The 18,063-nt window shown below is 66.9% G+C and carries 19 protein-coding genes; 11 read left to right on the top strand and 8 right to left on the bottom strand.

Going from position 1 to position 18,063, the window contains the following annotated elements; all coding sequences use genetic code 11:
- The first annotated feature begins 162 nt into the window (after window positions 1-162).
- Genes SPHI_RS02590 through SPHI_RS02570 form a run of 5 tightly spaced genes read left to right on the top strand, consistent with a single transcriptional unit; the run spans window position 163 to window position 5,154 of the window.
- Window positions 163-612, top strand: a complete 450-nt coding sequence (locus SPHI_RS02590) for a MarR family winged helix-turn-helix transcriptional regulator (protein ID WP_076743347.1) — start codon at window positions 163-165, stop codon at window positions 610-612.
- Window positions 609-2,639 carry an FUSC family protein gene (locus SPHI_RS02585; protein WP_076743346.1) on the top strand — a complete coding sequence of 677 codons (2,031 nt, stop codon included), beginning with the start codon at window positions 609-611 and terminating at the stop codon, window positions 2,637-2,639. Before SPHI_RS02590 ends, SPHI_RS02585 begins: the two co-directional genes overlap by 4 nt.
- Window positions 2,636-2,851 carry a DUF1656 domain-containing protein gene (locus SPHI_RS02580; RefSeq protein WP_076743345.1) on the top strand — a complete coding sequence of 72 codons (216 nt, stop codon included), beginning with the start codon at window positions 2,636-2,638 and terminating at the stop codon, window positions 2,849-2,851. The genes SPHI_RS02585 and SPHI_RS02580 overlap by 4 nt, the downstream gene beginning before the upstream one ends.
- Entirely contained in the window at window positions 2,848-3,756 is a 909-nt protein-coding gene (locus SPHI_RS02575; RefSeq protein WP_076743344.1) for an efflux RND transporter periplasmic adaptor subunit, read from the top strand. Before SPHI_RS02580 ends, SPHI_RS02575 begins: the two co-directional genes overlap by 4 nt.
- A 3-nt stretch (window positions 3,757-3,759) precedes the next feature.
- Complete coding sequence (locus SPHI_RS02570; RefSeq protein WP_076743343.1) at window positions 3,760-5,154, top strand: efflux transporter outer membrane subunit; 1,395 nt, start codon at window positions 3,760-3,762, stop codon at window positions 5,152-5,154.
- 69 nt (window positions 5,155-5,223) lie between these two features.
- On the opposite strand, the gene SPHI_RS02565 is transcribed toward SPHI_RS02570, so the two are convergent.
- Window positions 5,224-5,694 (bottom strand): OsmC family protein, encoded by a 471-nt coding sequence (locus tag SPHI_RS02565; RefSeq protein WP_076743342.1) that lies wholly within the window; start codon window positions 5,692-5,694, stop codon window positions 5,224-5,226.
- A gap of 77 nt (window positions 5,695-5,771) precedes the next feature.
- Here SPHI_RS02565 and SPHI_RS02560 point away from each other — a divergent pair, with 77 nt between their 5' ends.
- Window positions 5,772-6,776: an SMP-30/gluconolactonase/LRE family protein gene (locus tag SPHI_RS02560; RefSeq protein WP_332888899.1), complete on the top strand. Its 1,005-nt coding sequence runs from the start codon at window positions 5,772-5,774 to the stop codon at window positions 6,774-6,776.
- A 9-nt stretch (window positions 6,777-6,785) separates the two neighbouring features.
- On the opposite strand, the gene SPHI_RS02555 is transcribed toward SPHI_RS02560, so the two are convergent.
- On the bottom strand, window positions 6,786-7,676 hold the full coding sequence (locus SPHI_RS02555; RefSeq protein WP_076743340.1) for an alpha/beta fold hydrolase: 891 nt from the start codon (window positions 7,674-7,676) through the stop codon (window positions 6,786-6,788).
- Window positions 7,673-8,461 carry an SDR family NAD(P)-dependent oxidoreductase gene (locus SPHI_RS02550; protein WP_076743339.1) on the bottom strand — a complete coding sequence of 263 codons (789 nt, stop codon included), beginning with the start codon at window positions 8,459-8,461 and terminating at the stop codon, window positions 7,673-7,675. Before SPHI_RS02550 ends, SPHI_RS02555 begins: the two co-directional genes overlap by 4 nt.
- Window positions 8,462-8,557: 96 nt before the next feature.
- Here SPHI_RS02550 and SPHI_RS02545 point away from each other — a divergent pair, with 96 nt between their 5' ends.
- The 4 genes from SPHI_RS02545 (at window position 8,558) to SPHI_RS02530 (ending at window position 13,049) form a co-directional block, all read left to right on the top strand.
- Complete coding sequence (locus SPHI_RS02545) at window positions 8,558-9,895, top strand: flavin-containing monooxygenase (RefSeq protein WP_076743338.1); 1,338 nt, start codon at window positions 8,558-8,560, stop codon at window positions 9,893-9,895.
- Between the two features lie 22 nt (window positions 9,896-9,917).
- Window positions 9,918-10,976 carry an acyl-CoA dehydrogenase family protein gene (locus SPHI_RS02540; RefSeq protein WP_076743337.1) on the top strand — a complete coding sequence of 353 codons (1,059 nt, stop codon included), beginning with the start codon at window positions 9,918-9,920 and terminating at the stop codon, window positions 10,974-10,976.
- Entirely contained in the window at window positions 10,973-12,160 is a 1,188-nt protein-coding gene (locus tag SPHI_RS02535) for an acyl-CoA dehydrogenase family protein (RefSeq protein WP_076743336.1), read from the top strand. The genes SPHI_RS02540 and SPHI_RS02535 overlap by 4 nt, the downstream gene beginning before the upstream one ends.
- 124 nt (window positions 12,161-12,284) lie before the next feature.
- Window positions 12,285-13,049 carry an SDR family oxidoreductase gene (locus SPHI_RS02530; protein WP_076743335.1) on the top strand — a complete coding sequence of 255 codons (765 nt, stop codon included), beginning with the start codon at window positions 12,285-12,287 and terminating at the stop codon, window positions 13,047-13,049.
- Between the two features lie 67 nt (window positions 13,050-13,116).
- Here SPHI_RS02530 and nth read toward each other — a convergent pair whose 3' ends face one another.
- Window positions 13,117-13,770 carry an endonuclease III gene (gene nth / locus SPHI_RS02525; protein WP_076743334.1) on the bottom strand — a complete coding sequence of 218 codons (654 nt, stop codon included), beginning with the start codon at window positions 13,768-13,770 and terminating at the stop codon, window positions 13,117-13,119.
- Window positions 13,767-14,495, bottom strand: coding sequence for a 4-hydroxy-tetrahydrodipicolinate reductase (dapB, locus tag SPHI_RS02520; protein WP_076743333.1), 729 nt, complete (start codon window positions 14,493-14,495; stop codon window positions 13,767-13,769). Before dapB ends, nth begins: the two co-directional genes overlap by 4 nt.
- Window positions 14,496-14,608: 113 nt before the next feature.
- Here dapB and SPHI_RS02515 point away from each other — a divergent pair, with 113 nt between their 5' ends.
- Window positions 14,609-15,307, top strand: a complete 699-nt coding sequence (locus SPHI_RS02515) for an NAD-dependent deacylase (protein WP_076743332.1) — start codon at window positions 14,609-14,611, stop codon at window positions 15,305-15,307.
- A gap of 116 nt (window positions 15,308-15,423) precedes the next feature.
- Here SPHI_RS02515 and era read toward each other — a convergent pair whose 3' ends face one another.
- The 3 genes from era to lepB all read right to left on the bottom strand — a co-directional run bounded on the left by era (window position 15,424) and on the right by lepB (window position 18,049).
- Window positions 15,424-16,314 carry a GTPase Era gene (gene era / locus SPHI_RS02510; protein WP_076743331.1) on the bottom strand — a complete coding sequence of 297 codons (891 nt, stop codon included), beginning with the start codon at window positions 16,312-16,314 and terminating at the stop codon, window positions 15,424-15,426.
- 195 nt (window positions 16,315-16,509) lie between these two features.
- A complete protein-coding gene (rnc, locus tag SPHI_RS02505) occupies window positions 16,510-17,202 on the bottom strand; it encodes a ribonuclease III (RefSeq protein WP_076743330.1) in 693 nt (230 codons plus the stop codon).
- A complete protein-coding gene (lepB, locus tag SPHI_RS02500) occupies window positions 17,195-18,049 on the bottom strand; it encodes a signal peptidase I (RefSeq protein ID WP_076743329.1) in 855 nt (284 codons plus the stop codon). Before lepB ends, rnc begins: the two co-directional genes overlap by 8 nt.
- Between the last annotated feature and the right edge of the window lie 14 nt (window positions 18,050-18,063).

The raw sequence follows: 18,063 nt of genomic DNA, 5'->3' as shown, positions 1-18,063 counted from the left end.
GGGTAGGGAAGTAGCGGCGTGATTGTTTCTTTTCCTGTTTCTTAGCGATGTCGCGCCTGCCGGTATGCTGTCCAGACCGCCGATCTACCCGCGACAGGTCGCATGGGGGAAAATCGGACGTGTGTCTTGAACCTTTAAGTTAGCGTGCTAACTATTCGGCTCATGTCGAGAACCGAGCACGAGCTGCGCATCGCAACCATGTTGAACCCGCTGGCGCAGGCGTGGCGAGCGGCAGCGGATGCGATGCTGGGTGAATTGGGCATCAAGTCCGCGGCGGCGTGGTGCCTGGTGCACCTCGCTCGCCTTGGGCCCAACGTTCGTCAAACTGAACTCGCCGATGCGATCGGGATCAGCGATCCGTCTCTGGCGCGCACCATCGCTCAGGTGGTCGCCGACGGACTGGTCGAGCGGCGCATCGACGAAAATGATCGGCGGTCGAACCTGATGTGCCTGACCGTGGAGGGTGCTGCCCTGGCAAAGGCGGCGGAAGAGCGGCTGGCCGGCCTGCGAGCTGACTTGCTGGGCGAGGCATCTGACGCGGACCTTGCCGTGATTCTTCGTGTGTTTGCCGGAGTGAACGTGCGGCTCGGCAAGGGCGCGCCGGCTGCGTGACCGATCGGTTCGGCCTTGGTGCCGCGCTCTTCTCTCTCAAGAGCTATCTGGCGGCGATGCTGGCGCTGTGGGTGGCGCTGCGGATCGGGCTCGAACGGCCGTATTGGGCTTTCCTGACCGCTTATATTGTTGCGCAGCCGCTGGCCGGCGCGGTGCTGTCCAAAGCGGCGTTCCGCGTGATCGGCACGGTGGTGGGCGCGGCGGTCACGGTGCTGATGGTGCCGGCGCTGGTCAACACGCCCGAATTGCTGGTGCTCGCCTTCGCCGGCTGGCTGGGGCTGTGCGTCTATGTCTCGCTGCTCGATCGCACGCCGCGGTCCTATATGTTCGTGCTGGCGGGATACAGTACCTGCCTAATCGCGCTGCCGAGCCTCGACACACCGGAGGCCATCTTCACCATCGCCAGTCTGCGCGTGCAGGAAATCCTGATCGGCATCGCGTGCGGCAGCCTGATCCATGGGATCGTGTTCCCCAATTCGGTGACCGACCTGCTGCTGAGCCGCGTGGACGCGATCCTGCGCGATGCGGCGCGCTGGTCCCGGGACTCGATCGCGGCCCAAGGCGGCCCGGAGCTAGACGCCGAACGCCGCCGGCTGGCCCAGGATGTTACCGAGCTGCACCAGATGTCGGTCCACCTGCCGTTTGAAACGGCCCGGATCGCGCCGCGGCTTCGCACCGTGCGCGCACTGCAGGAGCAATTGTCGATCCTGCTGCCGCTAGCGGCGGCGATTGAGGATCGGGTGCTGCAATTGGGCGCGGCGATGCCGGCGCCAGTTGGCGACCTGCTCGACGATGCGCAGGCGCTGCTCGGCAATAGCGCGCTCGATCGCGCCGGGTGGCGCGCGCAGGCGGAGGCGTTGATCGCGCGTTGCACGGCGCTGGAGCCGCCGCTTGGCCCCGAGGCGCGCTGGGACGAGATGATCGTGCTGAGCCTCGTCACCCGCCTGTCGGCGTTGCTGGCGGCGCACCGCGACGCGTTCGACCTGCGCGACCAGATGGCGATCCCCAGCGCACGGCCGATCACGCCACGGGTCGGCGAGCTGGTGGCACTCGCGCGCGATCGCGAATTGCACCGCGATCCGCGCGCGGCGCTCGGCGGGGCGCTGTCGGCGGCGATCACGATGATTGTCGGCTGCGCGCTGTGGATCGGCAGTGGCTGGGCGGACGGTTCGACAGCGGTGATGATGGCCGGGGTGTTCCTCGCGCTGTTCGCGGCGGTGGAAAACCCGGTCGGGCCGCTGCGCGGGTTCCTGATCGGCACCGCTTTCGCGACCGCGATCGGCGCCATCTATGGCTATGCGATCCTGCCGCGGCTGGATGGCTTTCTGATGCTGGCGGCGGCCTTTGCGCCGACGTTGCTGCTGCTCGGCGCGCTGCTCGCCTCGCCGCGATGGGGCGGGATCGCGCTGCCGGCCTTGCTCGGGCTGGGCAGCCCGGCGCTGCTCGAAACCGAATATGTCAACAATTTCACCGGCTTCATCAACGGCGCGCTGGCGCAGGTGACCGGCATCTGGTTCGCCATTGCGATGGTGCGGGTGCTGCGCTCCGCCGGGGCGAGCGGCGCGGTGCGGCGGACGATCCGCGCCGGCTGGCGCGACATCGCGCAGAGCGCCAACAAGCCGGGGCAGCCCGACGTGCGCGCCTGGATCAATCGCATGCTGGATCGCATCGGATTGCTGGCGCCGCGGCTGGCCGCACAGGACGAAGGCGAGCGGCTGTACGATGCGCTGCGCGATCTGAGGACCGGCGTTGCCATTGCCGAGCTTCGGCGGCTGCGCATCGATCTGGGTGGCAATGCCGAACCGCTGACGCGCGTGCTTGCCGGCGTCGGCGATCATTACCGCCGGCTCGATCCCGATGCTCCCGCGCCACCCGATGACGCGCTGCGCGGCGATATCGACACGGCGCTGGCGGCGTTGCTGCACGACGGCAATGCGCGGGTGCGGCGCGATGCCGCGATCGGGCTGGTCAGCCTGCGCCGCAACCTGTTTCCGGACGCAACCCCTTATGGAGCACTGGCGGCATGAAGGGTGAAATCGCAATCGGCGGCGTGTTCGTGCCGACCCTGTTGCTGCTCGGCATCGCCGCCTTGGTGCTCACCTTTGCCATCGTGCGCGTGATGAACGCCTTCGGCCTCCACCGCATCTTTGCCTATCGCGCGGCCGTCGACCTCGCGATCTTCGTCCTCGTCATTGGCGGCCTCGCCGTCCTGCTTCAAACCTTCGGTATCCCCTTATGAACAAGTATCTCGCGCTCGTGATGCGCAGCGCCGCCACCATCGTGATCGTCATTCTCGCGCTGATCGTCGCGGTGTGGATGTGGAAGCGCTACGAACGCGATCCGTGGACGCGCGACGGGCGAGTGCGCGCTGATGTGGTGCGCGTGACGCCCGACATCGGCGGGCTGGTGACCAGCGTGGCGGTGCAGGACAATCAGAAGGTAAAGGCGGGCGACCTGCTGTTCGTGATCGATCGCCCGCGTTACTCGCTGGCCGTGGAGCAGGCGAACGCACGGATCGCCAGCGCCCGCGCGACTCTGGCGCAAGCGCGGCGTGAATCGCGGCGCGATCTGGCGCTGGGCGATCTGGTCGCGGCGGAGACGCACGAACAAAATGTCGCGCGCGTCGCCACCGCGCAGGCGGCACTGTCCGAAGCGTTGAGCAGCCGCGACGCGGCGGCGCTCAACCTCAAGCGGACCAACGTCACCGCTTCGGTGAACGGCGTGGTCACCAACCTCGATCTGCACCCCGGCGATTATGTCGGTGCGGGCAAGCAGGCCATGGCGCTGATCGACAGCGACAGCCTGCGCGTCGAGGGCTATTTCGAGGAAACCAAGCTGCCGCATATCCGCATCGGCGCGCCGGTTGCAATACGGCTGATGGGTGAGGCGCGCGATCTGCACGGCCGCGTCGAAAGCATCGCTTATGGCATCAACGATGCCACCCGCAGCACGTCGGACAATCTGTTGCCAACGGTCGATCCCACCTTCTCGTGGGTCCGTCTGGCGCAGCGCATTCCCGTCCGTGTCCGCCTTACGCACGTGCCCGCCGACGTGCGGCTGATCGCCGGCCGAACCGCGACGGTGACGATTCAGCCGATTGGCCAGGCGAGTGCCCAGCCCGTGGGCCAGCCGAAAGGGCGCTGAGCGATGCGGATACTTGCCCTTGCGATGCTCCTGACCCTCGGGGCCTGCGCCACTGCCGGCCCTGACTATCGCCCGCCCGAACAAGCCGTCGCCACGACGCCGGCCGCGCAGGGCCGGTTCGATGCGGCCCGGTCCGACGCTTTCGCTGCGGGCGAGGCGCCTGATGCCTGGTGGCAGCTTTACGGCGATGCGCGGCTGGATGCGTTGGTAACGGCGGCGTTGGCGGCCAATGCCGATCTGCGCGTCGCTGACGCCAATCTGCGCCGCGCCGAGGCGGTCGTGCGTGAGGTGCGCGGCAGCCGTGCGCTGTCGACCACGATTGGCGGCGGCGCGAGCCTCGACCGGCCGTCGCAGCTTGGTGGTAGATTACCCGGCGTGGTCGACGAAAGCCTGACGCTGTCGCTCGCCTATCCGCTCGACGTGCGCGGCAAGATCGCGCGTGCGATCGAGGCGAGCGAGGCGGATCGCGAGGCGGTGCTCGCCGCGCGCGATGCGGTGCGCGCCACGGTCGCGGCCGGCGTGGTGCGCGCTTACGCGGGAACGTGCGGGGCTAATTACAGTCTGGCAGTAAATCGCCGCGTCGTGTCGCTCCAGCGCGACACGCTGAACGCGACCCAGCGGCTGGCCAAGGGCGGTCGAGGCACGGCGTTCGACGTCAGCCGCGCCGACGCCGCGGTGCGTAATAGCGAGGCGACCTTGCCCGCGTTCGAGGCGCAGCGCGACACCGCGCTTTACACATTGGCGGCGCTGCTCGGGCGCGCGCCCGCCGCTTATCCGCGCGAGATCGCCGGCTGTGCCACCTTGCCGCGGCTCAACAGACCGCTTCCGACCGGTGACGGCGCCGCGCTGATCCGCCGCCGCGCCGACATCCGTGCCGCCGAACGGTCGATCGCCGCCGATACGGCGCGGATCGGGGTGGCCGTTGCCGATCTTTACCCGCAGATCAGCCTGGGCGGGTCGGTCGGGATCGACGGCCCGCTTGGCAATCTCGGATCGGGCGCGTCGTTCGGGTTCAGTCTTGGGCCTCTGATCAGTTGGTCCTTTCCGAACCGGCCCATCGTGCGCGCTCGGATCGCGCAGGCGGAGGCGCAGGTGCAGGCCGATCTGGCGCAGTTCGACGCGACCGTGCTGACCGCGCTTCGCGAGACGGAGACGGCCCTCACTAATTATGCCCGCGGCCGGGAGCGGGTGGCGGCGCTCACCCGCGCCCGCGACAGCGCCGCACGGTCAAGTAGCCAGGCGGAACGCCTGTTCCGCTTCGGGCGCAGCGACTTCCTGACTTTGCTCGATGCGCAGCGAACGCTGGCGGATAGCGAAGCGCGCCGGACGCAGGCCGAGGTCCAACTGGTGGACGATCAGGTCGATGTGTTCGAGGCGCTCGGCGGGGGCTGGCGGTAAGCTGGCGCGCGTTGCTGGCACGTACTTCGACAAGGGCGCTACGAACGCAGGATTTGGTCGATCTTTGATTCAGGGTTCTACCGACACGGTCGTCTCGCGATGGATCGGGAAACTCACTGATCGGGCGATGAAGCACATGGCGTGCGCTTGTTCGTGCAGCGCCTCTGCCAGCTTTAAGTCCGACCCCCGCGCGATCGTTACGGTGGGGCGCAGCGTCACGATGGTGAACTGGCCAGCACCACTTGCTTCCTCGACCATCACGCCCCTGGGCTGATCCCGATAGGTTTCGACCACCACGCCGGCACCTGCGCACAGCCCGAGATACCAGAGCTTGTGACAAGCAGAGAGCGAGGCGAGCAACAGTTCCTCCGGGTTCCAGCACGCCGGATCGCCGCGAAAGCTCGGGTCGGATGATCCTGCGATTGCCGGCTTCCCCGGCGCAGAGATGCGGTGGTCGCGGCCATAGCCGCTCATCGTGCGCGTGCCCTGGCCGCGATTGCCGGTCCATTCCACATCCAGCGTATAGTGGTGCGTTTCCATGCCGCCGTCCTTTGGTGGTTCGGGGTGACGCTCGCCTTTCCAGGAGGCCGCGTCTAGACATCAGGGCGATGATGAAGATGACCCGACGCGCGATCGTGGCTGGCCTCGCTGCCGCTCCCTTGCTTTCGACGCCGGCGCGGGCGGCGTCTGGCGGCAGCATCACGCGCCTCCATCCGGCGCTCGATGCGCTGATCGATCCGACGAGCGCGGTCGAGGTGATTGCCAGTGGCTATCGCTGGACCGAGGGGCCGGTGTGGGTTCGCGATGGCGCCTATCTGCTGTTCTCCGATGTGCCGGCGAACGTGGTGTATAGCTGGACGCGGGGCAATGGTGCGCGGCCATTCCTGTCGCCGTCGGGGCGGGCTGGGCCGATCCCTCCGGGCATTCGTGAGGCTGGCGCGAACGGCCTCGCCCTTGATGCCGATGGTGCCTTGATCGTCGCGGATTCGGGCAGCCGGGCCATTGCGCGGGTCGCTCTAGCCACGAAGCGCAAGACGATCCTTGCCGATCGGTTCGAGGGCAAGCGCTTCAACAGCTGCAACGACGTGGCGATCGGGCCGGGTGGCGCGATCTACTTCACCGATCCGCCTTATGGCCTGACGGATGGCGACCATTCATCGCTGAAGGAGCTGGATTTCAACGGCGTGTTCCGCCTGCTGCCGGGCGGCGCGGTGGAGTTGATCGACCGCAGCCTGTCGCGCCCGAACGGCGTTGCGCTGTCCCCAACGGGTGACCGGCTCTACGTCGCTTGTTCGGACGAGAAGCGCCCTGAGATCCGCGGCTACGATCTTGCGGCGGACGGCAGTGCGACCGGGCTGGGGCGGCAGCTGGTGGATTTCTCCGCCGAGTTCGCGCGCAAGCTGCCGGGCCTTCCCGACGGCCTGGAAGTGGCGCGCACCGGGCATCTGTTCGCGTCGGGTCCAGGCGGTCTCTACATCATCGCGCCTGACGGCACGAAACTGGGGATGATCGCCGTCGGTAAGGCGATCGCCAATTGCGCGTTCGGGGAAGATGGCAAGACCCTGTTCCTCACCGCTAGCAACATGGTAGCCCGCGTGCGGCTCAAGGTTTCCGGCTGGTAAGCGGCTCGATCAGGCATGGGGTAGCCATTCGCTGAGGATGGCATTGACCTTTTCGGGCGCCTCCTGCTGCACCCAGTGCGACACGCCCGGCAGGCGGCGGATCGTCAGATCGCTGACGTAGCGGTCCGTGCCGTCGAGCGTTTCAAGGCCGAGCGCCTTGTCCTCCTCACCCCAGACGATCAGCGTTGGCACATCGACCTTGCCGTCGCCGATACGCATGGTGGAACGGTGGCGGGCGGCGGCGCGGTACCAGTTGATCATCGCGGTGAGCGCGCCGGGCCGCTGCGCGGCCTTGGCGTACACATCAAGCACTTCGTCGGGGAAGCGGCTCTTGTCCACGGCCATGCCGCGGAACGAGTTGCGGATGCCGCGGGCGTCGCGGGCGCCCATCATCGCCTCGGGCAGAAACGGCAATTGGAAGAAGCCCATGTACCAGCTGCGTTTGCGCTGTGGCCCGTGCTTCAACGCTTCGGCGAAGCAGGCGGGGTGGGGGAGGTTCATCACCACCAGCCGCTCGATTTTGCGCTTCTTCCAGATCGCGAACAGCCAGGCGATCGCGCCGCCCCAATCGTGCGCCATGAGGGTTAGCTTCTTCGCGCCGCTCGCGTCGAACAGCGCGGCAGCATCCTCGACGATCTTGTCGGGTGTGTAGTTCGCCGCCCCCTTCGGTCGGGTCGAGGCGCCATAGCCGCGTTGGTTGGGCGCCCATACACGATAGCCCATCTGCGCCAGCAGCGGCATCTGGTAACGCCAGGAGAAATTGAGTTCTGGAAAGCCGTGAAGGCAGAGGACGAGGTGGTCACCGCTGCCGGCTTCGGCAACCTCGAAGATTTTTCCATTCGCCGCCACCTCGCGAATGGTGATGCCGCTGTCGGCAGGCGGGGACCAGCTTGGGGTCATGCAACGGCTCCTTCCGCCGCCGCAGCGGCGTAGCGATAAAGGTTCGGCTGGCCGGTCCAGGCGGTCTGCCCACCATCCGCCACGAACGCGGCGCCGGTGACATAGGATGCGGCGTCGGAGGCGAGAAAGGCGATCACCTCGGCCATTTCCTCGGGCGTACCGGCGCGGCCCATCGGGATCGTGTCGTGCCAGCCAGGCTCGAGGCCCGGGATAGTCTTGGCGCCGGCGGTGAGAGGCGTGGCGATCAGGCCGGGGCAGAGGCAGTTGGCGCGGATGCCCTCGCGGGCATGATCGACCGCAAGGCTGCGCGTGTAGTTGATCACGCCGGCCTTGGCGGCGTTATACGCCGTGAAGCCATAGTCGCCGCCTAGCCCCGAGATCGAAGCGGTGTTGACGATGGCGCTATTGCGCCCGGTCATGTGCGGGATCGCGGCACGGCAAGCATAGAAAACGGCGTTGAGATCGATCGCGATGACGCGCTCCCATGTCTCCGGCTCGAGATCGGGGGTGCGTCCAAAGCAACCGATGCCGGCGTTGTTCACGAGTATGTCGAGGTGGCCGTGCTCCTCGGCAGTGCGGGCGACGAACGCTTCTACGGCAGCACGATCGGCGACGTCGGCCGTAAGCGCTAAGCCACCACATTCCTCGGCGATCGCCTGCGCGGCGTCGCTCACCAGATCGACGACGACCACCTTCGCGCCTTCGCGCGCCATCAGCCGCGCGGTCGCCGCGCCGATGCCGGAGCCGCCGCCGGTGATCAATGCTACCCTGTTCTCAAATCGCATCGCTCTCTCCTTCAGGCACCGGTTGATTCGGCGCTCGCTTCAGGCCATCATAACTTTCGTTATGGCTGCCGGGAAAGAGCAGCCGGGGAGAGGGACATGGCGGTAAGCAAGCGCGCCTGCATCATTGGCGCCGGCTGTTCGGGCTTTACCACGGCCAAACGGCTGAAGGATGAAGGCATTAGCTTCGATTGCTTCGAGATGTCGGACGATATCGGCGGCAATTGGTATTACAAGAATCCGAACGGCAAATCGGCCTGCTACCAGTCGCTGCATATCGACACGTCCAAGTGGCGGCTGGCCTTCGAAGATTATGCGGTGCCGAAGGACTGGCCCGACTTCCCGAGCCATGCGCAATTGTGGCAATATTTCCGCGATTACGTCGATCATTTCGGGTTGCGCGAGCACATCACCTTCAACACCGCGGTGACCAAGGCCAAACGCAAGCCGGGGGGCGGGTGGAGCGTGACGCTCTCGACCGGCGAGACGCGGGACTATGAGATCCTGTTCGTGTGCAACGGCCACCATTGGGATCCGAAGATCCCGGAATACCCCGGCAGCTTCGACAACCCGCATTATCACGTGCACAGCTATCGTGACCCATATGACCCCGTTGATCTGCGCAGCAAGAATGTGGTGGTCGTCGGTATGGGCAATTCGGCGATGGACGTCGCCAGCGAGCTGTCACAGCGGCACTTAGCCCGGAATCTGTGGGTCGCGGCGCGGCGCGGCGTCTGGGTGCTGCCGAAGATGGCGGGCGGCAAGCCGATGGACAAATCGGCGATGCCGACGTGGATGCCGCGCAAGCTGGGGAAGGCACTGGCACGGCGCGCGATCAAGAAGCTGGTGGGGCGGATGGAGGATTACGGCCTGCCCAAGCCCGATCACGAGCCGCTCGACGCGCACCCAAGCGTATCGGGCGAGTTCCTGACCCGCGCGAGCTGCGGCGACATCAAGTTCAAGCCCAACATCAAGGCGCTGGAGGGCACGCGCGTCCGCTTCGAGGATGACAGCGTCGAGCAGGTCGATGCGATCATCTACGCCACGGGGTATAAGATCAGCTTCCCGTTCTTCGACGATCCCGCGCTGCTCCCTGACGCGCAGAACCGCTTCCCCTTGTTCAAGCGGATGGTGATCCCTGGGGTGCACGACCTGTTCTTCATGGGGCTGGCGCAGCCGCTGCCGACGTTGGTGAACTTCGCGGAGCAGCAGTCGAAGCTGGCGGCAGGCTTCCTGACCGGGCGCTATGTGCTGCCGTCGGTGGAGGAAATGCGCAAGATCACCGCTGAGGACGAGGCCACCGAGCTGGGGGATTACTACCAATCGCCTCGGCACACCATCCAGGTCGATTTCGCGCGCTACGTGGCGGATCTGCATAAGGAGATCGCCAAGGGGGAGCGGCGGGCAAAGGCGCAGACCGGGGAGGAGGCGGCATGACGGAGGTGGTGAGGGTGGCGGCATGACCGATACTCTCGTTCGTCCCGGGGCCACCCTGGACGCCGGCGATCGCGTCGCCTTGGTCGACAGCGTTCGTCGCTTGCTCGCCGATCGCTGCACCGAAGCGGACGTGCGGCGGATCATGGATAGCGAGAGCGGCCATGATCCAGACCTGTGGCGTGCGCTGTCGGCGCTTGGCGTCACCAGCCTTGTCTTGCCGGAGGCGGCCGGCGGGGCAGGACTGAGCGCCGTCGAGCTGGAGCTGGTGATGGAGGAAGCCGGGGCGGTATTGTTGCCGGCGCCGCTGATTTCCACTGCGATCGCCTCGGTGCTTGCGCCGCAGCTGGACGGGCTGGCGGATGGATCACGAATTGCTGCAATTGCCTTCACCGGCGCGCAGGACTGGACGGGGCACGGCGACGTGCGGATCGATGGCGATCGGCTGAGCGGCACGGCGCGCTTCGTGCCCGACGCGGCGATTGCCGACACGATCATGGTAGCCGGCGATGACGGGGTGTTCGCGGTTGATCGCGCCGACGTCACTGTAACGCCGTTGCCGGTGTTCGATTGCACGCGGCGCATGGCGGATGTGGCATTCCATGGGCCGGCCACGCGGATCGGCGATGGGGCGCAGGTCGACGCGGCACGCGACATCGGGCTGATCGCGCTGGCGGGTGAGCAAGCGGGCGGGGCGCGGCGGATGCTGGAGATGACCGTCGCTTATGCCACCGAACGGCACCAGTTCGGCCGTGCGATCGGCAGCTTCCAGGCGATCAAGCATATGGCGGCCGATCTGCTGCTGGAAAGCGAATCCGCCATCTCCGCCGCGCGCGATGCGGCTCGGCAGGTGGCAGAGGGCAGCGCGACCAAGGATGCGGCGGTGGCGCTGGCGGCGTTCGCCTGCGGCGACGCCTTCGTGCGCGTGGCGAAGGACGGCATCCAGATGCACGGGGGGATCGCCTTTACGTGGGAACACCCGGCGCACCTGTATTTGCGTCGCGCGCGGTCGGGCGCGCAGCTGTATGGCGACGGCGCGCATTGGCGCGAGCGCTACCTTCGGGCGCTGGAGGCGCAAGCATGACCGACGAACAGCTTCGGGACGAGGTCGAGGCGTGGCTCGCCGCCAATTGGACCGGCCTGCCCGCGCATCACGAAAGCTTCGGGCGCGATCCGCGCAGTGCGTGGCTTGCCAAGGTACGCGATGCGGGCTGGGCGGTGCCGCGCTGGGACGCCGAATGGCATGGGCGCGGGCTGTCCAATGATCAGGCGAAGATCATCGAACGTGCCTTTGCCGCGGCGGGCGCACCCGGCACGGGGCAGGATCGCTCGAACCTATGGGCCAATACCGCGCTCGCGCATGCCACCGACAGCTTCAAGCGAACGATCGTGCCGCAATTGCTCGCCGGCGAAGTGGGCATGTGCCTGCTTTATTCGGAGCCGGGCGCGGGATCGGATCTCGCCGCGGTGCGGACGCGCGCGGAGAAGGTCGAGGGCGGCTGGCGAGTTACCGGGCAGAAGGTGTGGACCTCGGGCGCGGCGGTGGCGGATTACGGCATGCTGATCGCGCGCACCGACTGGGACGTGCCCAAGCACCGCGGCATCAGTTTCTTCTTTCTGCCGATGAAGCAGGCGGGGGTCGAGGTCCGCCCGCTGCGCCAGATCACCGACGAGGCGCATTTCAACGAGGTGTTCATCACTGACGCCTTCGTGCCGGAGGAAAACCTGCTCGGGCCGCTGAACGGCGGTTGGGGCGTGTTGCAGACCGCGCTCGCCTATGAACGATCGGTGATGGGTGACGCCGCACGCGGGCCGCGATCGGGCGCCGGCGGGCCGAAGGGCGACTATTCGCTGCTCGGGCTGGCGCAGGAGGCGGGCCGGCTCGATGATCCGGTGGTCCGTCAGGATGTGGCGCAGGTGATCGCGTGGCGCGTGCTCAACAAGCTCAACACGCAGCGCGCCAAGGCGGAACTTGCGCAGGGCACATCGTCCTCGATCATGTCGCTCGGCAAGCTGGCGATGAGCCGAATCCTACACGAGGAGGCGCGGGTGCGTGGGCTCCTGCTTGGGCCGGAGAGTTTGCTGGAAGGGCCGGAGCATCCGCGTGCGGAGGACGCCAATTTTCTGGCGCTCAACGCCTATTTCACCTCAATCGGCGGGGGGACGGACCAGATCCAGCGCAACATCATCGGTGAGCGGGTGCTCGGCCTGCCGCGCGAGCCGGAGGTGGATCGCACGGTGCCGTTCCGTGAGGTGCGGGCGGGGTAGGAAGCGAAATCGCCCTCTCCCCTCCGGGGAGAGGGTTGGGAGAGGGTTGGGAGAGGGGCAGGTCGGAGGGGGTGGTGAAACTCACTGCCCTCTCCCCGACCCTCCCCGGAGGGGAGAGGGAGTTATGCGTTCTATCTTTATCACCGGGGGCGCGTCGGGCATCGGGCTGGCGGCGGCGCGACGGTTCAAGCGTGAGGGCTGGACGGTCGGCATCGGCGACATCGACGGGATCGGCATGGGGCGCGTGGCCGATGAGCTTGGCGTGTTCACCGCGCCGCTCGACGTGCGCGACCGCGCACAATGGGCGGCGGCGCTGGATGGCTTTGTGGCGAAGGCCGGCAAGCTCGACGTCCTGCTCAACAATGCCGGCATCGCGCGATACGGCATGTTCGAGGAAGTGACCCCGGACGAATCTGATCTTCAGGTCGACATCAACGTGAAAGGCGTGATCAACGGCGCCTATGCCGCCTTGCCCTACCTGAAGGAGAGCAGGGGCCGCCGTCTGGTCAATGTCGCCTCGGTCGCGGGAATCGTGGGTTCGCCGGGTCTCGCCACTTACTCCGCGACCAAACATGCGGTCCGCGGGCTGACGGAGGCGCTGGACGCGGAATGGACCCGCCACGGCATCGACGTGACGTGCGTGATGCCGTTCTTTGTCGAGACCCCGATCCTCGATGCAGGTTCGAAGGGCAGCAACCGCACGATCCGGGACGCGATCGGCAAGTCGCCCGTCTATACGGTGGAGGATGCGGCCGAGATGATCTGGCGCGCGGTGCACGGGCGCGAGCGGGAATATATCGTCGGCAAGGCGGGCCGGCAGGCCAGTTTCGCGCGGCGGTTCATGCCTGGCCGGCTGCGCAAGCGGATGAAGGCGGCGTTTGCGGGGTAACGCCGTTCGGGCTGAGCTTGTCGAAGCCTTGCCCCTCCTCTGAGGGAAAGGCAGCCCTTCGACAAGTTCAGGACGAACGGGTTGCCGGCGCGGGTGTCTTCGGCTTGTAGGCGCACAGGTCGATGACTGAGCAGCGCCAGCATTCGGGCTTGCGCGCCTTGCACACGTATCGGCCGTGCAGGATCAGCCAGTGATGCGCATGGAGGCGGAACGGCTGCGGCACCGCTTTCTCCAGCTTCAGCTCCACCGCCAGCGGCGTCTTGCCCCTCGTAAGGCCGGTGCGGTTGCCGACGCGGAAGATGTGGGTGTCCACCGCAAAGGTCTCCGCACCAAACGCCACGTTCATCACCACGTTCGCCGTCTTGCGGCCGACGCCCGCCAGTTGCTCCAGTGCACCGCGGTCCGCCGGCACCTCGCCGCCATGCTGGTCCACCAGCGCCTGGCTCAAGGCGATGACGTTCTTTGCCTTGGCATTGAAGAGCCCGATCGTCTTGATGTGCTCCTTCAGCCCGTCCTCGCCGAGCGCCAGCATCTGCGCCGGAGTTTCCACCTCCGCGAAGAGCCGGCGGGTCGCCTTGTTGACGCCGGCGTCGGTCGCCTGCGCCGACAGCACCACCGCGACCAGCAGCTGATAGGTGTTGCCCGATTCCAGCTCGGTTTCGGGATGCGGATTGGCTTCGGCTAACCGGCGGAAGAACTCAAACGTATCGGCCTTCTTCAAAGGCCCAGCACCTCCGCCATGCCGTAACGGCCCGCCGGCTTGCCCGCGAGCCACAATGCCGCCTTCACAGCGCCGCGCGCGAAGATCGACCGGTCCTCACCGCGATGGCCGAGCTCGATCCGCTCACCTTCGCCAGCGAACACCACCAAGTGATCGCCCACCACCGTGCCGCCGCGCAGCGAGGAAAAACCGATCGTGCCTTCGGTGCGCGCGCCGACCAGCCCGGCGCGGCCATCGACGCGTTCTTCGTTAAGCGTGGTGCCGCGACCCTTGGCAGCGGCGTCGCCGAGCAGCAGCGCGGTGCCGGACGGTGCATCTACCTTGTGGCGGTGATGCATCTCAACGATCTCAATGTCCCATTCCGGCCCGAGCCGCTGCGCTGCCTCCTGCACCAGGATGTTGAGTAGGGTGACGCCGAGCGACGTGTTGCCGGTCTGCAGCACCGCAATCGATTCCGCGGCGCGATCGATCAGCGCGTGGTGCGTGGGCGAAAGGCCAGTGGTGCCAATCACCATTGGTGTGCCCGCTGCAACGGCTGCAGCGAGGTGCGACTCAAGTGCCGCGGGCGTGGAGAAATCCACTAGCACTTCGGCGTCACGCGCAAGGGGAAACGGATCCTCGCCCGCATCGGCGCCGCCTGCGACGCTTGCACTCTCGTCGCCCGCGATCGTTGCGATGGCGCGGCCCATCCGCCCCGCGCTTCCGTAGATGCCGATCGCGGTCATGCGCGTCCTTCGATGTTCATGCGGTGTCTCGTTATCGTTGGCGACGTGTCGCGTCGAGTAGGCGGGGTGCGTTGCAGTCGCATGGCAAGCGGCAATCGTTTATGCCGCGTTGCATGAACGACGTTCGAACCATTGTGATCCTCACCGGCGCCGGCATTTCGGCGGAAAGTGGGCTGGCCACTTTTCGGGGGCCGGGCGGGCTTTGGGAGGGGCATCGCGTGGAGGACGTGTGCACGCCGGAGGCGCTGGCGCGCGATCCGGCGCTGGTGCACCGCTTCTACGATCTGCGGCGCGCAGCGTTGCGCGAGGTAGCGCCGAACGCGGCGCATCTGGCGCTAGCACGGCTTGATGCGGATTGGGCGGGCGAGCTGCTGATCGTGACGCAGAATGTCGATGATCTGCACGAACGCGCCGGGGCGAGCCGGCTGCTGCACATGCACGGCGAGCTGACCTCTGCTTTGTGCGCGGGATGCGAAGCGCGCGTGCGCTGGCCCGATCCGCTGCCACCGGGAGCTGCATGTGCGTCATGCGGCGCGCCGGCACTGCGGCCGGACATCGTGTTCTTCGGCGAGATGCCGTATGAAATGGAGCGGATCGAGCGCGCGCTGGCGGGCTGCGATCTGTTCGTTTCGATCGGGACGTCGGGGGCGGTCTATCCCGCCGCGGGGTTCGTGCAGCTGGCGAACCATTATGGCGCGCGGACGCTGGAGCTGAACCTGGAGCCCTCGGGCGGGAGCGGGTGGTTCGACGAAAGCCGAATGGGCGCGGCGAGCGTGCTGGTGCCGGCGTGGGTCGAGGAAATTCTTCGATAGGCCGTCATTCCCGCGCGGAGGCGGGAATCCAGAGGCGCAGGTCCTCGATGGAGCCGCAATGGCGACGGTTATGGATCCCTGCCTGCGCGGGGATGACGGTTGCAGGACGAAGCTGCTCAATCCACCCAGTCGAGGCCGATATCGCGGTAGACGCCACGGTCCTCGTCCCAGCCGGGCTTTACCTTGACGTGTAGATACAGGTGCACCGGGCGGTCGAGCAGAACTGCAAGCTCCGCGCGGGCGCGAGCGCCGATTTCCTTGATCCTCGCGCCGCCCTTGCCGAGCACGATTGCGCGCTGCGTCGGGCGTTCGACCAGGATCTGCTGGTGGATCTCGGCTGCGCCGTCCTCGCGATCGGTGAACTTCTCCGTCTCGACCGTGGCGGCATAGGGGAGCTCGGCGTGCAGCTGGAGGTACAGCTGCTCGCGCGTGACTTCGGCCGCGAGCATGCGTTCGCTCGCGTCGGAGACCTGATCCTCGGGAAAGTGCCACGGTCCTTCGGGCATGGCCGCGGCAAGGGTGCGTTTCAGCTCCGGCAGGCCATCGCCCGTCGCGGCGCTGATGAAGAAGGTGTGCGCGAAATTGACCGCGGCGTTGAGCTTCTCGGCGTGGATCAGCAGCTTGGGTTTGTCGGCGAGATCGACCTTGTTCAGCACCAGGAACTTGGGCTCCGGCCGGTCAGCGATGCGTTCGGCAATATCAGTCACCTTGGGACCGAGCCCACCCTTGGCATCGACCACCAAAGCAAGCACGTCGGCGCCCTCCGTCCCGCCCCAGGCCGCGGCGACCATCGCTCGGTCCAGCCGACGACGGGGATCGAAGATGCCCGGCGTATCGACGAGCAGCAACTGCGCGTCATCCTCCATCGCGACGCCGAGCAGGCGCGTGCGGGTGGTCTGCGCCTTGGGGCTGACGATCGCCACCTTCTGCCCAACGAGGGCGTTGACGAGGGTGGACTTGCCGGCGTTCGGGGCGCCGAGCACGGCGACGAGGCCGCAACGGGTCATTGGGATTCCTTTGGTTTGTAGGCGTTATACCGGGAGCACCGGGTTGCGTCGATAGAGGGTACATCCTCCCCGGCACGGGGAGCGGGACCGCCGGCGCAGCCGGTGGTGGAGGGGCGGTGCCACAAAACGTACCGTGCGCGGAGACGCCCCTCCACCAGCCCGCGGCTGGTCCCCCTCCCCGTGCCGGGGAGGATATCAGCCCTTCCGCCGCTTCTTCGGCTTGGGCACGTTCACCAGCGCAAGCAGCGCCTTCGCCGCGGCAGTTTCGGCCTCCTGCTTGCTCCCACCCTCGGCGGTGGCGTCCGCGAGCTTTGCAATCTCCGCTCTCACTTTGAAGCGCGGCGCGTGGCCGGGACCGGAGCGTTCGACCACTTCGTACACCGGCGCCTTGCGCTGGTTCGCGGCGGCCCATTCCTGGAGCGCGGACTTGGGGTGTTGCGGCGCGGCGGCGTCCGCGTGGAGGCGGGCCGCCCAGAGCCGGCGCACCACAGCACGGGCCGGCTCCAGCCCCGCGTCGCGATACAATGCGCCGAGCAGCGCCTCCATCACGTCGCCGAGAATGTTGTCGCTGTCGCTCGCGCCATCGTCGCGGGCCTGTTTGCCCAGGCGGAGGTGCGCGGGCACACCAATGTCGCGCGCCACTTCGGCACAGGTGACCCCAGCGACGAGTGCGTTGAAGCGCTTCGACAACGCGCCTTCCGGCTCCTCGGGGAAGGTTTCAAAGAGCCATTCGGCCATCGACAGGCCGAGCACGCGATCGCCGAGGAATTCCAGCCGCTCGTAATGTGTGTCGCCGCGGCTAGCGTGGGTGAGGGCGCGTTCCCAATCGGCGAGATCGGCTGGCCGATGATCAAACGTCCGCTCGATCCAGGCGGCGAGATCAGTCAAAGCCGCCGCCCAGCCGATCCCAGCGGGCCGCGGTGAACCACGTCCAGGGCAGCAGCCAATTGGCCGAGCCGTCGGTGGACCAGAAGATGATCATCGCCTTGCCCTGCACGCGATCCAACGGGATGAAGCCCATGCCCTGCACCTGGCCGGGCAGTGCTTCCTCCGTCGAGGGGAAGCGGCTGTCGGCGGAATCGTCGCGATTGTCGCCCATCAGGAACACGTTGCCAGCAGGCACCGTGTAAACGCCGGTATCGTCCGCATCGGGAATGTAGCGCTGGTCGAGCACTTCATAGCTGCGCCCGCCGGGCAGCGTTTCGCGGAAGCGCGGAATGCGGCACGTCGCGCCTTCGCCGTTCGTCTGGACGAACTCGGCGTCGCATTCGCGCGTGGTGAAATTGGGCGAGAGCGGCACCGCGAAGTCGGCGATGCGCTGCTTGGGGATTGCCTGGCCATTGAGGATCAACTGCCCCCGGCGCATCTGAATCGTATCGCCCGGCAAGCCGATCACGCGCTTGATGACGTCGTGATGGTCCTCGCCCTTGGAGCGGAACACCACCGTATCGCCGCGCTCCGGCACGCCGCCGAGCAGGCGCCCCGGCACCGGGGGGAAGCCGAACGGCATCGACCAGCGCGAATAGCCATAGTTCCACTTGGAAACGAACAGATAGTCGCCGATCAGCAGCCGCGGCAGCATCGATTCCGATGGGATCGAGAACGGCGCCAGGACGAAGCTGCGGAACAGCCACACAACGAAGGCGAGTTTCAGCAGGAAGCGGATCGTCTCGGACGTTTCCGATCTCGCCTTGGGAGCGGTGCTGGCGGGCTTGGCGGGAGAGGTGTCGGCCATGTCCGGCGCGTTGC

It is taken from the genome of Sphingomonas jeddahensis (assembly GCF_001981525.1).
GTDB classification, from domain to species: domain Bacteria; phylum Pseudomonadota; class Alphaproteobacteria; order Sphingomonadales; family Sphingomonadaceae; genus Sphingomonas; species Sphingomonas jeddahensis.
This window is presented reverse-complemented; position numbering and strand designations above follow the sequence as displayed.

Excerpts from the sequence above, each read along its gene's own strand:
- SPHI_RS02565 (WP_076743342.1), bottom strand. The coding sequence starts at position 5,694 with ATGGAAACGCACCACTATACGCTGGATGTGGAATGGACCGGCAATCGC.
- SPHI_RS02515 (WP_076743332.1), top strand. The coding sequence starts at position 14,609 with ATGAACGACGTTCGAACCATTGTGATCCTCACCGGCGCCGGCATTTCG.
- SPHI_RS02580 (WP_076743345.1), top strand. The coding sequence starts at position 2,636 with ATGAAGGGTGAAATCGCAATCGGCGGCGTGTTCGTGCCGACCCTGTTG.
- SPHI_RS02540 (WP_076743337.1), top strand. The coding sequence starts at position 9,918 with ATGACCGATACTCTCGTTCGTCCCGGGGCCACCCTGGACGCCGGCGAT.
- SPHI_RS02590 (WP_076743347.1), top strand. The coding sequence starts at position 163 with ATGTCGAGAACCGAGCACGAGCTGCGCATCGCAACCATGTTGAACCCG.
- SPHI_RS02555 (WP_076743340.1), bottom strand. The coding sequence starts at position 7,676 with ATGACCCCAAGCTGGTCCCCGCCTGCCGACAGCGGCATCACCATTCGC.
- SPHI_RS02550 (WP_076743339.1), bottom strand. The coding sequence starts at position 8,461 with ATGCGATTTGAGAACAGGGTAGCATTGATCACCGGCGGCGGCTCCGGC.
- SPHI_RS02575 (WP_076743344.1), top strand. The coding sequence starts at position 2,848 with ATGAACAAGTATCTCGCGCTCGTGATGCGCAGCGCCGCCACCATCGTG.
- era (WP_076743331.1), bottom strand. The coding sequence starts at position 16,314 with ATGACCCGTTGCGGCCTCGTCGCCGTGCTCGGCGCCCCGAACGCCGGC.
- SPHI_RS02570 (WP_076743343.1), top strand. The coding sequence starts at position 3,760 with ATGCGGATACTTGCCCTTGCGATGCTCCTGACCCTCGGGGCCTGCGCC.
- SPHI_RS02545 (WP_076743338.1), top strand. The coding sequence starts at position 8,558 with ATGGCGGTAAGCAAGCGCGCCTGCATCATTGGCGCCGGCTGTTCGGGC.
- SPHI_RS02560 (WP_332888899.1), top strand. The coding sequence starts at position 5,772 with ATGACCCGACGCGCGATCGTGGCTGGCCTCGCTGCCGCTCCCTTGCTT.
- SPHI_RS02535 (WP_076743336.1), top strand. The coding sequence starts at position 10,973 with ATGACCGACGAACAGCTTCGGGACGAGGTCGAGGCGTGGCTCGCCGCC.
- dapB (WP_076743333.1), bottom strand. The coding sequence starts at position 14,495 with ATGACCGCGATCGGCATCTACGGAAGCGCGGGGCGGATGGGCCGCGCC.
- SPHI_RS02530 (WP_076743335.1), top strand. The coding sequence starts at position 12,285 with ATGCGTTCTATCTTTATCACCGGGGGCGCGTCGGGCATCGGGCTGGCG.
- lepB (WP_076743329.1), bottom strand. The coding sequence starts at position 18,049 with ATGGCCGACACCTCTCCCGCCAAGCCCGCCAGCACCGCTCCCAAGGCG.